The sequence below is a fragment of the Bradyrhizobium sp. USDA 4449 genome, from assembly GCF_054056275.1.
The window spans coordinates 4629134-4643944 of record NZ_JBSRYD010000001.1; the positions used below are offsets into that span (position 1 = coordinate 4629134).

At 63.8% G+C, this 14811-nt stretch carries 10 protein-coding genes; 4 read left to right on the top strand and 6 right to left on the bottom strand.

Annotation, left to right across the window (positions count from 1 at the left end; genetic code table 11):
• Positions 1 to 57: 57 nt before the first annotated feature.
• The 3 genes from ACVIIW_RS21545 to ACVIIW_RS21555 form a co-directional block, all read right to left on the bottom strand.
• On the bottom strand, positions 58 to 396 hold the full coding sequence (locus ACVIIW_RS21545) for a cupredoxin domain-containing protein (RefSeq protein ID WP_456702565.1): 339 nt from the start codon (positions 394 to 396) through the stop codon (positions 58 to 60).
• 14 nt (positions 397 to 410) lie between these two features.
• Positions 411 to 1355, bottom strand: coding sequence for a metallophosphoesterase family protein (locus tag ACVIIW_RS21550; protein ID WP_456702566.1), 945 nt, complete (start codon positions 1353 to 1355; stop codon positions 411 to 413).
• A 136-nt stretch (positions 1356 to 1491) separates the two neighbouring features.
• Positions 1492 to 3111 (bottom strand): GMC family oxidoreductase, encoded by a 1620-nt coding sequence (locus ACVIIW_RS21555; RefSeq protein ID WP_456702567.1) that lies wholly within the window; start codon positions 3109 to 3111, stop codon positions 1492 to 1494.
• 174 nt (positions 3112 to 3285) lie between these two features.
• Here ACVIIW_RS21555 and ACVIIW_RS21560 point away from each other — a divergent pair, with 174 nt between their 5' ends.
• Positions 3286 to 4458: a M20 aminoacylase family protein gene (locus ACVIIW_RS21560; RefSeq protein ID WP_456702568.1), complete on the top strand. Its 1173-nt coding sequence runs from the start codon at positions 3286 to 3288 to the stop codon at positions 4456 to 4458.
• Between the two features lie 76 nt (positions 4459 to 4534).
• On the opposite strand, the gene ACVIIW_RS21565 is transcribed toward ACVIIW_RS21560, so the two are convergent.
• The 3 genes from ACVIIW_RS21565 to ACVIIW_RS21575 form a co-directional block, all read right to left on the bottom strand.
• Entirely contained in the window at positions 4535 to 6157 is a 1623-nt protein-coding gene (locus tag ACVIIW_RS21565; protein ID WP_456702569.1) for an inorganic phosphate transporter, read from the bottom strand.
• A gap of 123 nt (positions 6158 to 6280) precedes the next feature.
• Complete coding sequence (locus ACVIIW_RS21570; RefSeq protein WP_456702570.1) at positions 6281 to 7723, bottom strand: UdgX family uracil-DNA binding protein; 1443 nt, start codon at positions 7721 to 7723, stop codon at positions 6281 to 6283.
• Positions 7723 to 8958, bottom strand: a complete 1236-nt coding sequence (locus ACVIIW_RS21575) for a putative DNA modification/repair radical SAM protein (RefSeq protein ID WP_456702571.1) — start codon at positions 8956 to 8958, stop codon at positions 7723 to 7725. The genes ACVIIW_RS21570 and ACVIIW_RS21575 overlap by 1 nt, the downstream gene beginning before the upstream one ends.
• A 162-nt stretch (positions 8959 to 9120) precedes the next feature.
• On the opposite strand from ACVIIW_RS21575, the gene ACVIIW_RS21580 reads away from it, so the two are divergent.
• From ACVIIW_RS21580 to ACVIIW_RS21590, 3 genes are read left to right on the top strand one after another with little or no spacing between them, the layout of a single operon-like run.
• A complete protein-coding gene (locus ACVIIW_RS21580) occupies positions 9121 to 9924 on the top strand; it encodes an ImuA family protein (protein WP_456702572.1) in 804 nt (267 codons plus the stop codon).
• Positions 9821 to 11416, top strand: coding sequence for a Y-family DNA polymerase (locus ACVIIW_RS21585; RefSeq protein ID WP_456702573.1), 1596 nt, complete (start codon positions 9821 to 9823; stop codon positions 11414 to 11416). The genes ACVIIW_RS21580 and ACVIIW_RS21585 overlap by 104 nt, the downstream gene beginning before the upstream one ends.
• Positions 11413 to 14793, top strand: a complete 3381-nt coding sequence (locus tag ACVIIW_RS21590) for an error-prone DNA polymerase (protein ID WP_456702574.1) — start codon at positions 11413 to 11415, stop codon at positions 14791 to 14793. The genes ACVIIW_RS21585 and ACVIIW_RS21590 overlap by 4 nt, the downstream gene beginning before the upstream one ends.
• The last annotated feature ends 18 nt before the right edge of the window (positions 14794 to 14811 follow it).

A 14811-nucleotide genomic window follows, 5' to 3' on the forward strand; every position in this document is an offset into this window, starting at 1 on the left:
GCCCGGCCGGCGTGGGACCACCGGCCGGGCAAGACAGAGATGCCTTGGTTGGAGACGTTACTCAACCTTGATCATCCCGGTCATATGCGGGTGCAACGAACAAAAATACTTGTAGTCGCCCGCATCGGTGAAGGTGAACGTGAACTTGTCGTCGGTGTCCAGGGCCTTGGACCTGAACTTGCCGGCCGACACCACGGTGTGCGGGATGTCGTCCCGGTTGGTCCACGTTACGGTCGTGCCGACCTTGATCTTGAGCTCCGCCGGCTGGAAGACGAAATTGTCGATATGCACCTCCATGTTGGTGTCTTCGGCACGGGCGGTTGTGAGCGGCAGCAGGATGGCCGCGGCCAAAGTGAGAAGGTCGCCCCCGAAGTCGCGGCGAGTGAGTGTCTTCATTGGTCTGCTTCCGATCAACCCTGGAGCGGCGTGTCGATGATCGCGAGCCGCTGCTCGTTCTGCTTGAAGTTGATGCTCGCGACCCCGAGCATCGAACGGAGCTTGGCGTCCTCGACCTTCATCGGTCCGGGGGAGGGGGCGGTGCCGGGTGCCGGCTGCGGAAAGGCGGTCGACCGCGCGGTGTGGAAGGTGACGTTGCCCTCGACCTTCTGCATCACCTGGTGGATGTGACCGTTGAGCACGGTGACCGAACCAAAGCCCTTGACGTATTCGAGCGCGCGGCCGCCGTCCTCTGTGCCCCAACCCCATTCCGGATAGACGGTCCAGAGCGGAATATGCGCGAACAAGACGATAGGCGTCGATTTCGACTTGCCACGGAGATCGTCCTCGAGCCAGGCGAGCTGCTCGGCGCCGAGATTGCCGAGGCCGCCGGCCTTGAGGTCGACGACGTTGACGAGGCCGACGAAGTGCACGCCGCCGGCGTCGAAGGAATACCAGCCCGCCCCCTTGGTGCCGCGGCCGTAACGGTCGCGATAGAACTTCACTTCCTCGTCGAGGAAATCATGCTCGCCCGGCACGTAGTGCACGTCCAACTTGGACTGCGAGATTATGCGATCGGCGTTGTCGAACTCGGACGCCTTGGACAGATGGGTGATATCGCCGGTGTGGATCATGAACGACGGCTTGGTGGGCATCGCATTGATCTTGTTGACGGCTTCCTCCAGCGTGCCCAGCGCGTTCGGGTTGGCCGGCTTGTCGAAGCCGACATGGCTGTCGCTGATCTGGAGGAAGGTCATGCCGGGCGCGGCCGCCGTCGCGGCCTCCGCGGAATCGATGATGCCGAGCGAGCGCGGGACGCCGCCCGTGATTGTCCAGAGCACCCCGGTGCCGGCCCAAGTCATGCACTCGAGCACCTTGCGACGGCTGACGCCGTCTTCCCCGTGATCGTGTCCGCTCATCGCACGTCTCCTTTGGCCCGGAATTGGGCTTCGGGGGAGTTGATCGGGGAAGGAGTCGGTTTATTCGCGGGGAGCGATGACGTTTTCGTGAGGTGGGATCGACGGAAAAGCGGTGACTGATCATGATGACGGGAGGCTACCTCGCATCCTCCAGGATCATCGCCGCGCCCTTCTCGGCGATCATCGCGGTCGGTGTGTTGGTATTGCCCGAAGTGATCGTCGGCATGATCGAGGCGTCGACGACGCGCAGACCGCCGAGCCCATAGAAGCGCAGGCGCTCGTCGACCACGGCCATGGGATCGCTCACAGCACCCATCTTGGCCGTGCCGACCGGATGGAAGATCGTGGTGCCGATATCGCCGGCGGCTTTTGCGAGCGAGGCATCGTCGTCGCCGACGGTGGGGCCGGGCAGATATTCGCTCGGCCGATATTTTGCGAGCGCCTTCTGCTGCATCAGGCGGCGCGTGGTGCGGATGGCGTCGGCGCCGACCTGGCGGTCATCGTCGGTCGACAGATAGTTTGGCGCGATGATCGGTTTCTCGTCCGGGATCGACGAGCGCAGCCGCACGGTGCCGCGCGACGTCGGCTGGAGATTGCAGGCGCTGACCGTGATCGCAGGGAAGCGGTGCAGGGGATCGCCGAACTTGTCGAGCGACAGCGGCTGCACGTGAAACTGGATGTTGGCGCGCGCGCGTGTCGCATCGGAGCGCGTGAAGATGCCGAGCTGTGACGGCGCCATGGTCAGCGGCCCACGGCGACGGAAGGCATAGTCGAGGCCCATCAGACCGCGGCGGAACAGGTTGTAATAGGTCTCGTTCAGCGTCCGCACGCCTTCGACCTTGTAGATCGCGCGCTGCTGGAGGTGGTCCTGCAGATTGCGCCCGACGCCGGGCTTGTGCATGACAATGTCGATGCCGAGCGGCGACAGCCAGTCGGCCGGGCCGATGCCGGAGCGATGCAGCACCTGCACCGAGCCGATCGAGCCGGCCGACAAGATCACCTCGCGTTTGGCGCGCGCCTCGACGATCTCGCCGTTCTGGATGAAGCGGGCGCCGACGGCGCGGCCCTGCTCGATGATCAGACGGTCGACCAGCACGTGCTTCTCGAGCCGCAAATTGGAGCGCTTCAACGCCGGCTTGAGGAAGCCTCGCGCCGACGACCAGCGCCGGCCGCGCTTCTGGTTCACGTGGAAATAGCTGGTGCCTTCGTTGTCGCCGGTGTTGAAGTCGGGGATGCGCTTGATGCCCATTTCTTCCGCGGCATCGCCGACCGCATCGAGAACCTCCCACGACAGCCGCGGCGCCTCGATGCGCCAGCCGCCGCCGGCGCCGTGATGCTCGCTTGCGCCGAGGAAGTGATCCTCGAGCCGCCTGAACAGCGGCAACACGTCGTCATAGCCCCAGCCGGTCATGCCGAGCTGGCGCCAGTGATCGTAGTCGGCGGCCTGGCCGCGCATCGAGATCATGGCATTGATCGCCGAGCAGCCGCCGATCACCTTGCCTCTGGGGTAGGCCAGCGAACGGCCGTTGAGGCCCGGCTCGGCCTCGGTCTTGAACATCCAGTCCGAGCGCGGATTGCCGATGGCGAAGAGATAGCCGACCGGAATGTGGAACCAGATCCAGTTGTCGTCACCACCGGCTTCGAGAATAAGGACGCGGTTTTTGGGCTCCGCGGAAAGCCGGTTGGCAAGAATGCAGCCGGCCGTGCCGGCGCCCACGACAATATAATCAAACTCACCTTCGAGCCGCCTTGGCATTCTGCTTCCACCCGGATGATCTCTAAACGTTCCACCCTAATAGGCAGACGGAGACGACCGGGACAAGCCCGGCCATGTCGCACGGGCAGGGCTAGACCCGATCTCGACCAGTTGGGTGGACTGGCGCTTGCATGGTAGACAGGGCTGTATTTTCAACAAAGCTTGAGACCCTCCATGCCCATCGTGAACCGCGTCGCCGACCTTCAACCCGATATTCAGGCTTGGAGACGGGACATCCACCAGCATCCCGAGTTGCTGTATGACGTCCATCGCACCGCAGCATTCGTCGCGGATCGCCTGCGCGAATTCGGTTGCGACGAGGTCGTGACCGGTATCGGCCAGACCGGCGTGGTCGGAGTGATCAAAGGCAACAAGCCGGCCGGGGAGGGGCTCAAGGTGATCGGTCTGCGCGCCGACATGGACGCGCTGCCCGTCGAGGAACAGACCAATCTGCCATACGCCTCGAAGACTCCGGGCAAGATGCACGCCTGCGGCCATGACGGCCACACCGCGATGCTGCTGGGGGCTGCGCGCTACCTGGCCGAGACCCGCAACTTCGCCGGCGATGCGATCGTGATCTTCCAGCCGGCCGAGGAAGGCGGCGCCGGGGGCGCGGCCATGGTCAAGGACGGCATGATGGAGCGCTTCGGCATCGAGCAGGTCTACGGCATGCACAACGGTCCCGGCATTCCGATCGGCTCGTTTGCGATCCGGCCCGGTCCGATCATGGCGGCAACCGACGAGGTCGACATCAATATCGAGGGCCTCGGCGGCCACGCCGCGCGACCGCATAAATGCATTGATTCCGTTCTCGTCGGTGCGCAGGTGATCACGGCGTTGCAGTCGATCGTTGCGCGCAGTGTCGATCCCTTGGAATCAGCGGTGATCTCGATCTGCGAGTTTCACGCCGGCAATGCCCGTAACGTCATTCCGCAAACCGCGACCCTGAGGGGCACCATCCGGACCCTGTCGCCGGAGGTGCGCAAGCTCGTCGAGAAGCGGGTGCGCGAAGTGGTTGCGGGGGTGGCGCAGATCACCGGCGCCAAGATCGATCTACACTACAAGCGCAACTATCCAGTCGTGAACAACCACGCCGCGGAAACCGAGGTGGCAACGCGCATTGCCAAGCAGGTCGCCGGCGAGGCCAACGTGCATCAGATGCCGCCCCTGATGGGCGGCGAGGACTTTGCCTACATGCTGGAAGCGCGTCCCGGCGCGTTCATCTTCTGCGGCAATGGCGACAGCGCCGGCCTGCATCACCCCGCCTACAATTTCAACGACGAGGCGATCGTGTTCGGCACGTCCTACTGGGTCAAGCTGGTCGAGGAACAGCTCGCGGCGTCGTGAGGCGCTCAAGCGAATTTGCAAATGAAAAGGGCCCGTGCATCGCGCGGGCCCTTTTTGTTGTGGTCCGTGTCGTGGCTCAGAACACGTGCGAGAACAGGAAATAGAGCACGCCCGAGATCAGCATCGCGGCGGGCAGGGTCAGGACCCAGGCCATCGCGATGTTGCGGATCGTCGCCCATTGCAGGCCCGATCCATTGGCGGCCATGGTGCCGGCGATGCCTGATGACAGCACATGCGTGGTCGAGACCGGCAGGCCATAGACATCGGCGGCCGCGATGGTGGCGGCCGCGGTGATCTCCGCGCAGGCTCCCTGCGCGTAGGTCAGGTGGGTCTTGCCGATCTTCTCGCCGACCGTGACCACGATGCGCTTCCAGCCGACCATGGTGCCAAGGCCAAGCGCGATGGCGACCACGATCTTCACCCAACCGGGAATGAACTTCGTGGCGCTGTCGAGTGAGCCCTTATAGGCGTTGAGCACGGTGACGTCGGCAGCACTGAGTTCGGCTTCCTTGTCCTTCATCAGGAAGCGCAGCGCTTCCGAAACGAGGTACATGTCGTTGCGGGTGTTGCCGACGAGGTCGGCGGGCACCTTGGCGAGCGAGCCATAGCTCGCCACCTGCCTGGAGATGTCGCGGACGAGCACGGCGAGCGACGGGAATGTACCGGCGTTCACCTCGTGCTGCGCGACATAGTTGGTCACGGCGCGGCGCGGATTGCCGATCACGCTGTAGCCGGCGGCCTTGGCTTCGATGATCTTGCTGGCAGCCTCCGAGTTCTGGCTGAATGCCACGATCTGGCTCTCCGGCAGCGCGCGGTTGAGCGCGTAGGCGGTCGGCACGGTGCCGATCAGGATCAGCATGATCAGGCCCATTCCCTTCTGACCGTCGTTGGAGCCGTGGAAGAAGCTCACCAGCGTGCAGGTGAGGATCAGGATGCCACGGATCCACCACGGCGGCGGCTGGTCGCCCTTCGGCTCGCCGAACAGGGTGGGCGTGACGCGCAGCAGAACGGTACGCAGGATCAGGAGCAGGCCGGCGGCAAGCGCGAAGCCGAACAGCGGCGACAGCAGCAGCGCCTTGCCGATGTTGGTGGCCTGGCTCCAGTCGACGCCGGTGGTGCCGTTGCGGCCATGCAGGACGGCGTTCATGATGCCGACGCCCATGATCGAGCCGATCAGCGTGTGCGAGCTCGAGGCCGGCAGGCCGAAATACCAGGTGCCGACGTTCCAGATGATGGCGGCGATCAACAACGCGAACACCATCGCGAAGCCGGCGCTGGAGCCGACCTGGAGGATCAGCTCGACCGGGAGCAGCGAGACGATGCCGAACGCGACCGCGCCGGAGGACAGCAGCACGCCGAACAGGTTGAACATGCCGGACCACACCACGGCGACGTGGGCGGGTAGCGAGCGGGTGTAGATCACGGTCGCGACCGCGTTGGCGGTGTCGTGGAAGCCGTTCACGAACTCGAAGCCGAGTGCGATCAGGAGCGCGACGAAGAGCAGGAGGAAGGGAGCGAAGGTCTTGACCTGCGCGCCTGATGCATCGACGTCGACCCAGATGCTGTAGGCGACGAAGAGAAGTGCGGCGGCGATCACGCCCATGTAGATCACGCCGGTGAGCGGGTGGAATCCGCGGTTGAGGTCTGGCCCCTTACTCAAGGCCGGCTCGATGGAGCCCGGCAAAGCAACGTCACTCATTGGAAATTCTCCTGTCCCAAGGCCCCGATTTTGCGCGTGGCATGTGACAGGCGGTTGAAATGGCGGCAGGCAGTTGAAATGATGGAGCTTATCCGCGCTCTGTCGCTGAGCGCCGGCAGCGTCTCAGGCGGCGTGGGCCGACTTCTTCTGCACGCCGGCCGCGATCGTCAGGTCTTCGACAAAACGCTGATATTCCTGCACCTTCGCCTGCGGATCAGGGAGCCGCAGCAGGTAGGACGGATGCACCGTCACCAGAGCCTTGCGTCCGTCGGGGAGGTCTATGAGCCGGCCGCGGGTCTTGCCGATGGGTGTGATCTTGCCGAACACGCTCTGCGCGGCGGTGGCGCCCATCGCGACCACGAGATCGGGCTGGATGACTGAGACTTCCCGCTCATACCATTGTCGGCATGCCCGGATCTCGGACGTGTTCGGCTTCTGGTGCAGGCGGATTTTTCCGCGCGGCACGAATTTGAAGTGTTTGACCGCGTTGGTGACATAGACCTTCCTGCGGTCGACGCCGGCCTCCTCCAGCGCGCGATCGAGCATCTGTCCGGCCGGCCCGACGAAGGGATGGCCGGAAAGGTCTTCCTTGTCGCCGGGCTGCTCGCCGACCAGCATGATGGTGGCGCTCTTGGGGCCTTCGCCGAACACGGTCTGTGTCGCGTCCTTGTAGAGCGGGCAGGCGCGGCAATGGCCGGCCTCCTCGCGAAGTGCATCGAGAACATTGGCGGCGTGTTTGCGGCTCATCGGGGCCTCCGGCCGCTTCTGGGGCTTGTGCGGATCCGTTGCGGCGTTGGCGATCATGGCGCCGGTCATGCGTTCGGCGTCCTCGATCAGGGGTTTAATGATCGAAGCCTCGGGCAGGTTCCTCCAGTATTTCTTCGGCATCTCCGCCTGCATCGCCTTCACCTTCAACCGCGCCGGATTGAAGATGCTGGCGTAGTAACGCCGCCAGGTTTCCTCCAGCCGGTCTTCGCCCCGTGCTTCGTTCTTGCTCGCGCCCGGCGTGAACGAAAGCGCGTGGCCATCCCAATGCGCGCAGAGATCGGGCGTCAAAATCGACCACGGCATGTCGGCAAAGCGGCGCGCGAAAAACGGCGCGGCGAGCTCGACGATATGATGCTCCGGCTCGAACCAGGCGACGTAATGGGCGGCACGCTCGCGTCCGATTTCGCGAAAACGAACGAAGGCGTGCATCTTGTGCTCGTCGCGATGAACAGCTCTCGCCATGGCCGTGACCAACGCGACGTCGGTATCCATCGCGACTTCGATGAGGTCGTGATTGTCCTTCAATCGCCAGAGCAGGCGATAGAGGATCGCAAAACGCTCGCCGTCGCGGTGCAGGATTGCCGCTTTCGCCAGCTCGATGAATTTTGCTGATACGCTGAAAGTGCCGTCGTTCACCTCGAGAATCGGAGAGGGCGCGGGCGGCGCGAACAGCTCAGCTTCGCCACCCCGCACGGCCCAGGTGACATCGGCGGGCGCCACGTGATGAAGCACGAGCGTGCGAGCAGCTTTGCGCCAGCCGCCGAAATCGGTCTCGGTGTCGAGGACAATGAACTGCATCAGAAGCCAAACCCCAATTGCGTTGCTTTCGGCTTGAACCGTTCGATCAACCGCGCCTCGTCCAGGCGTTGCGAGGAGGGCCGGTGATCGCTGAGGACGATGAACGGCAGCGCCTTGTGCTTGGGCACGTGCAGCCGCGCGAGATCGGACAGGCGGATCGTGGTGGTGCGCCGCGTCGCGATGATGCGCTCGACCGCCCTGGTGCCGAAACCCGGCACGCGCAGCAGCTGCTCGCGGCTGGCGCTGTTGACGTCGAGCGGAAAGCGGTCGCGATGCCGTAGCGCCCAGGCGAGCTTTGGATCGATGTCGAGCGGCAGCATCGCGGTCTCGTCGACGATCTCACCGACGTCGAAGCCGTAGAATCGCATCAGCCAGTCGGCCTGGTAGAGCCGGTGCTCACGCAGCAGCGGCGGCTGGACCAGAGGCAATGCGCGGCTCGCATCGGGGATCGGGCTGAAGGCGGAGTAATAGACGCGCCTGAGCCTGTAGGATCCATAGAGATTGGCGCTGGTGTGGAGGATGGTGTGATCGTTCGCGCCGTCGGCGCCGACGATCATCTGCGTGCTTTGGCCGGCCGGTGCGAAGCGCTGCGGTCTTGTCCTTGTCTTCGCGCGGCGATTTTCCTCGGCTTCGTCGAGCTTCAGCCGCAATCGGCCCATGGTGCGGCGGATCGCACGTACGTCCTTCTCCGGCGCGAATTGCTGCAGGCTTGTCGCCTCGGGCATTTCGATATTGATGGAGAGACGGTCGGCATATTTGCCGGCTTCCGCGATCAGCGCATCGTCGGCTTCCGGAATGGTCTTGAGATGGATGTAGCCGCGGAAGTGATGGTCCTCGCGCAGTTTTCGCGCGACACTGACCACTTGCTCCATGGTGTAGTCGGGGCTGCGGATGATGCCGGAGGAGAGAAACAGGCCCTCGATGTAATTGCGCCGGTAGAAATCGAGCGTCAGCTTGACCACTTCATCGATGGTGAAGCGGGCGCGCGGCACGTTGGAGGAAGCGCGGTTGACGCAATAGAGGCAATCGTAATTGCAGGCATTGGTCAGCAGCACCTTGAGCAGGGAGATGCAGCGTCCATCCGGCGCGTAGGAATGGCAGATGCCCATGCCGGGCGCGGTCGAGCCCATGCCCTTGCCGTCGCTGGAATCCCGCTTCTCGGTGCCGCTGGAGGCGCAGGAGGCATCGTACTTGGCGGCGTCCGCGAGAATTTCCAGCTTGCGTTGTACGTCCATTCCGGAATCCCTTTGATTTGGCTCATGAATTCGATCGAACGCAATTCGATTTGACTCTTCGGCTGCCGTTAGCTTTATATTAGAACATACCATGAACAAATAAGCCAGCCGTTGGTTTCTCTTTTGAGAGCCACCGGCAATCACCTCTGAGGAGCGGCGAGCATGAACGCACGCATGAGCGCGCTTGCGACCTTGCGCAGCCAGATCGAGCGGATCGAGACGGCGGAGGTCGTGCATCATCACGATCGTGTCGCGCTCGGTCACAGCGAGGTCGATCGCGCGCTGAAAGGCGGCCTCGCGCGCGCGGCGGTCCATGAGGTGTTTTGCGAAGGGCGTCAGGGTGCGGCCGCGACCGGTTTTGTCACCGCGCTGGCGGGTCGCGTCACGGTGCAGCGGCCGCTGCTGTGGGTGCGGCAGGATTTTTCGGAACTCGAAACCGGCGCGCTGTCGATGAGCGGGCTCGCCGAGCTCGGGCTCGATCCACGCCGCGTGGTTATGGTGCGCGCGGCCGATGTGGAGAGCGCGCTGCGGACCTCGGCCGATGCGCTCGCCTGCGATGCGCTCGGCGCCGTCGTGCTCGAGCTCTGGGGCGAGACGAGGCAGTTCGATCTCGTCGCGAGCCGCAAGCTGACGCTCGCCGCGCAATCATCCGGCGTTACCGGTTTGTTGCTGCGGATGGCAGCACAACCGTTGCCCTCGACAGCGGAGACGCGATGGATGCTGCGCGCGGCGCATTCGCCGCCGGGATCGGCTTCAATGCCTGCGGCGCCTTGGGACGTCTGGGGGGCGCCGCGCTTCGATGTCGAGCTGTTGCGCAATCGTCATGGCCCGTGTGGCCGGTGGATCATGGAATGGAAGTGTGATGAGTGCCAGTTCAGTGAACCGTCGGCGTATTCTCAGCCTGTGGCTGCCGCGCCTGCCCATCGACCGGATCCAGCGGTTTTTCAGCAGCGCCGGGCTGGGTAAAAATAATAATGGTCCGAGCATCGTTGTCATCAAGGACAACAATGCGCTGGTGATCCACGCACTGGATGAAACCGCCGAGCGCTTCGGGTTGCATATTGGTCAGCCGCTGGCGAATGCCCGGGCGATGTGCCCGGATTTGAAAGTGTTCGACGCCGATGTCGTGGCCGATGCGAAAACGCTCAGCGACATCGCCGATTGGTGCGATCGCTTCACGCCGCTGGTGGCGCTCGATCCGCCGCACGGGTTGTTCCTCGACATCACCGGCTGCGCGCATCTGTTCGGCGGCGAGGCTGCGCTGTTGCAGACGCTGGTCCGGGCGCTCGGCCGACAAGGCTTTGCCGTCAGCGCGGCGATCGCCGGCACCTCGGTCTGCGCGCGCACACTGACGCGGCAGGGCTCCGGGATCATCGTTGCCGACGGTGGGGAAGCGGCGGCAATCGACCGGTTTCCGGTGTCCGCGCTCGGTGCGGAGGAGACGATCACCACCGGCCTACGCCGCGCCGGACTGAAGACCATCGGCGATGTCGCCTCGCGCAACGCCTCCGAGATCACGGCGCGGTTCGGCGCGCGGTTCTCCACGCTGCTCGCGCATGCGCTGGGGCAGGGCGATGCGCCCATTAGTCCGCGCAAGCCGGTGCCTGACTACATCGTCGAAAAGCGTTTTGCCGAGCCGATCGCGACCGACACCATGATCGCGATGACGCTGTCGCGGCTGGCCGATACGTTGATCGCGTCCATGGAGAAACAGGGCAAGGGCGCGCGGCGGCTGGAGGCCGCGTTCTTCCGCACCGACGGTGTGGTGCGTGCGATCATGGTCGAGACCGGACGTCCCGTGACGCGAAGCAAAGTCGTCGATCGTCTGTTCCGCGAACGGCTCGATGCGCTCGCCGATCCGCTCGATCCCGGTTTCGGCTTCGACATGGTGCGGCTGTCGGCGAGCCGCACCGAGATCGTGGTGCAGGAGCAGCGCGATCTCGATGCCCATGTCCACGACAATGACGAACTCGCCGCGCTGATCGACCGCATCGCCGCACGCATCGGCGGAAAGCGCGTCGTCGTGCACCTGCCGCAGGATACCCATATTCCTGAGCGGGCGGTGCTGGCTGCCCCCGCCCAGCATCATCTCGCGGCTGCCATGCAGGCCAAATGGCCAGATCGTGCCGAGGGCGAGCCGCCGCTGCGGCCCCTGCGGCTGTTCGACAAGCCGGAGCCGGTCACCGTACCGTTCGCGACCGTACCCGATGGCCCGCCGCATCAATTCACTTGGCGCCGGGCAAAACATGCGGTGGTACGGGTAGAGGGACCCGAACGCATCGCGATGGAATGGTGGCGCCAGGACGGCAAGCAGCTGACGCGGGATTATTTCCGTATCGAGGATGCCGAGGGCCTGCGCTTCTGGATTTTCCGCGATGGTCTTTACGAAGGGGAGGTGTTCGACGCCGACGGCAAGCCTGCTCCCCCCAACTGGTATGTCCACGGTCTCTTCGCATGAACGCGCCTGCTTATGCCGAGATCGGCATCACCACCAACTTCTCCTTCCTGCGCGGCGGCTCGGATCCGCGCGCCTATGTGCATCAGGCCGCCAAGCTCGGCCTTCCCGTGATCGGCATCGCCGATCACAATACGCTCGCCGGCGTGGTGCGCGCCTGGAAGGAGCTCGACAATGACAAGGTGCTGCATAAGCCCAAATTGTTGGTCGGTGCGCGCATCGTCTTCATCGACGGCACGCCCGACATTTTCGTCTATCCGCGCGACCGCGCCGCCTATGGCCGGCTCTGCCAGCTTCTCACCAGAGGCAAACGCGGCGACGACATCACGCGGATCGAGAAGGGCGAGTGCCGTCTCTCCTTCGCCGATCTGCTGGAGTTTTCGGAAGGTCAGCTCCTGATCCTGACGCTGCCGCATCGCTTCGAGCCGGCACAAGCGTTGGATATTCTTGCAAGGTTGAAAGCAAGCCGCGCCGAGGGTGTATGGCTGGCGGCGAGCCTGACTTATCGCGGCGACGACCGGCGCCGTCTGGCGCGGCTGGACGATCTCGCCGAAAAGGCAAAAGTGCCGCTGCTTGCGACCAACGAGGTGCTCTATCACGATCCCGGCCGTCGTCCGCTTCAGGATGTGCTCACCTGTATCAGGGAAAAGACCACGATCGAGGCGGCCGGACGAAGGCTGCAAGCCAATGCCGAGCGTTTTCTGAAGACGCCCCGCGAGATGGCGCGGCTGTTCCGCGATGCCCCCGACGCGATCGCGGAGACCATGCGCTTTGCGGACAGGATCGACTTCACGCTCGACCAGCTCAAATACCAATATCCTGATGAGCCGGTGCCGCCGGGCAAGACCGCGCAGGGACATCTGGAGGACCTGACCTGGGCCGGCGTCGACAAATATTTCGGCGGTATCGAGAACATTGACGCGAAGCTGCGCGCGACGCTGAAGAAAGAGCTCGCGCTGATATCAGAGCTGAAATACGCGCATTACTTCCTCACCGTGCACGACATCGTCCACTACGCGCGCAGCCAGAACATTCTGTGCCAGGGACGGGGTTCTGCGGCGAATTCGGCCGTGTGCTACGTGCTCGGCATCACCTCGGTCGATCCGACCAAGGTCGATCTGCTGTTCGAGCGCTTCATCTCCAAGGAACGGCTGGAGCCGCCCGACATCGACGTCGATTTCGAGCATTCGCGGCGCGAGGAGGTGATGCAATATGTCTATCGCCGCTACGGCCGCCACCGCGCCGCCATCATCGCGACCGTCATCCATTATCGTCCGCGCAGCGCCATCCGGGATGTCGGCAAGGCGCTGGGCCTGACCGAGGACGTCACCGCGGCGCTCGCCGACACCGTATGGGGCAGCTGGGGCAAGGGCCTCAATGACATGCAGGTCCGGCAGGCCGGGCTCGATCCGCAAAATCCCATGATCAACCTCGCAGTCGAGCTGGCGACCGAGCTGATCGAATTCCCGCGCCATCTCTCCCAGCATGTCGGCGGCTATGTGCTGACGCAGGACCGGCTCGACACCTATGTGCCGATCGGCAACGCTGCGATGAACGACCGCACCTTCATCGAATGGGACAAGGATGACGTCGACGCGCTGAATATGATGAAGGTCGACGTGCTTGCGCTGGGCATGCTGACCTGCATCAGGAAGTGTTTTGATTTGATCGATCATCACAAGGGTAAACGATGGGTTCTGGCGAGCGTCCCGCAGGACGATCCGAAGGTTTACGACATGCTGTGTGCCGGCGAGTCGCTCGGCGTATTCCAGGTCGAGAGCCGCGCGCAAATGAACATGCTGCCGCGGCTGAAACCGCGAACCTTCTATGATCTCGTTATCGAGGTCGCGATCGTGCGCCCGGGACCGATCCAGGGCGATATGGTGCATCCCTATCTGCGGCGGCGGAACGGCCTGGAGAAGGTGACCTATCCTTCGCCATCGCCCGAGCATGGTCCCGCGGACGAGCTCTACAAGGTGCTGCACAAGACCAAGGGCGTGCCCCTGTTCCAGGAGCAGGCGATGCGCATCGCGATTGAGGCGGCGAAATTCACGCCCGAAGAAGCCAACGGGCTGCGCCGCTCGATGGCGACCTTTCGCAATGTCGGCACCATCGGCCAGTACGAAGAGAAGCTGATCGGCAACATGGTCGCGCGCGGCTATGAGGCCAATTTCGCCAGAAGCTGCTTCGACCAGATCAAGGGTTTTGGCTCATATGGCTTCCCGGAGAGCCATGCCGCGAGCTTTGCCCAGCTCGTCTATATTTCGTCATGGCTGAAATATCATCACCCTGATGCCTTCTGCTGCGGTCTCCTGAATTCGCAGCCGATGGGCTTCTACGCCCCGGCGCAGATCGTCGGTGACGCCCGCAAGAACGGCGTCGAGGTGCGCGACATCGACGTGTCCTACAGCTTTGCACAGAACACGCTGGAAAACACTGACGACAGATATTGTGCCGTTCGCCTGGGTTTTCGCCAGATCGACGGCTTTCACTGGCTAGATCCGGATGAGGAGTTTCTCAAAAGAGAGCAGGCGAAGCAGCAGGGCAAAGTCTATGTCACTCAGGAGGACTGGGCCGATCGCATCATCGCCGCCCGCAATCGTTGCCCCTTCACCTCGCTCGAAGACTTCGCCCGCGATACCGGCCTGCCCAAGCGCGCGCTGATCCTGCTGGCGGATGCCGATGCGTTCCGCTCGCTCGGGCTCGACCGCCGCGAGGCGCTGTGGCAGGTGCGGCGGCTGCCCGACGACGTGGCGCTGCCGCTGTTCGAGGCTGCGACTGCGCGCGAGCAGCCGGACGAGCAGGCCAAGCCGCTCCCGGTGATGCCACGTCCCGAACAGGTCGTTGCCGACTACCAGACCATCCGGCTGTCGCTCAAAGGCCATCCGATGGAATTTTTGCGCGAGGCGTTTACGCGCGAGCGCATCGTTGCCTGCAAGGAGATCAGTCACGAGAACGAGCGGCGTCGCGTCCGCTGCGCCGGCGTGGTGCTGGTGCGTCAGCGGCCGGGCAGCGCCAGCGGCGTCGTGTTCATGACGCTGGAGGACGAAACCGGCATCGCCAACGTCGTGGTGTGGCCCAAGGTCATGGAGCAGTACCGGAAGGAAGTGATGGGTGCGCGCCTCATCGAGGTTCAGGGCTATATCCAGAGCAGCCCAGAGAAGGTAACCCATCTGATCGCGCAACGCATGATCGACCGCTCGCACGATCTGGTCGGCCTTGCCGACGATGCCCTGAGCCGCAAGCATCCGCTGCCCGCAGGCGCCACCGTGGTCGAACCACTCAACGAGGACCCGCGCGCGCTCACGGACATGCCGGCGCAAAAAATCCGCCATCCCCGCAACGTCCGCATCCTGCCCCCGTCGCGGGATTTTCATTGAGGTGTGGCACGGGATGCC

What these genes read in the sequence shown, in the direction of transcription:
- ACVIIW_RS21545 (WP_456702565.1), bottom strand. Translation starts at nt 396, where the DNA reads ATGAAGACACTCACTCGCCGCGACTTCGGGGGCGACCTTCTCACTTTG.
- ACVIIW_RS21550 (WP_456702566.1), bottom strand. Translation starts at nt 1,355, where the DNA reads ATGAGCGGACACGATCACGGGGAAGACGGCGTCAGCCGTCGCAAGGTG.
- ACVIIW_RS21555 (WP_456702567.1), bottom strand. Translation starts at nt 3,111, where the DNA reads ATGCCAAGGCGGCTCGAAGGTGAGTTTGATTATATTGTCGTGGGCGCC.
- ACVIIW_RS21560 (WP_456702568.1), top strand. Translation starts at nt 3,286, where the DNA reads ATGCCCATCGTGAACCGCGTCGCCGACCTTCAACCCGATATTCAGGCT.
- ACVIIW_RS21565 (WP_456702569.1), bottom strand. Translation starts at nt 6,157, where the DNA reads ATGAGTGACGTTGCTTTGCCGGGCTCCATCGAGCCGGCCTTGAGTAAG.
- ACVIIW_RS21570 (WP_456702570.1), bottom strand. Translation starts at nt 7,723, where the DNA reads ATGCAGTTCATTGTCCTCGACACCGAGACCGATTTCGGCGGCTGGCGC.
- ACVIIW_RS21575 (WP_456702571.1), bottom strand. Translation starts at nt 8,958, where the DNA reads ATGGACGTACAACGCAAGCTGGAAATTCTCGCGGACGCCGCCAAGTAC.
- ACVIIW_RS21580 (WP_456702572.1), top strand. Translation starts at nt 9,121, where the DNA reads ATGAACGCACGCATGAGCGCGCTTGCGACCTTGCGCAGCCAGATCGAG.
- ACVIIW_RS21585 (WP_456702573.1), top strand. Translation starts at nt 9,821, where the DNA reads ATGAGTGCCAGTTCAGTGAACCGTCGGCGTATTCTCAGCCTGTGGCTG.
- ACVIIW_RS21590 (WP_456702574.1), top strand. Translation starts at nt 11,413, where the DNA reads ATGAACGCGCCTGCTTATGCCGAGATCGGCATCACCACCAACTTCTCC.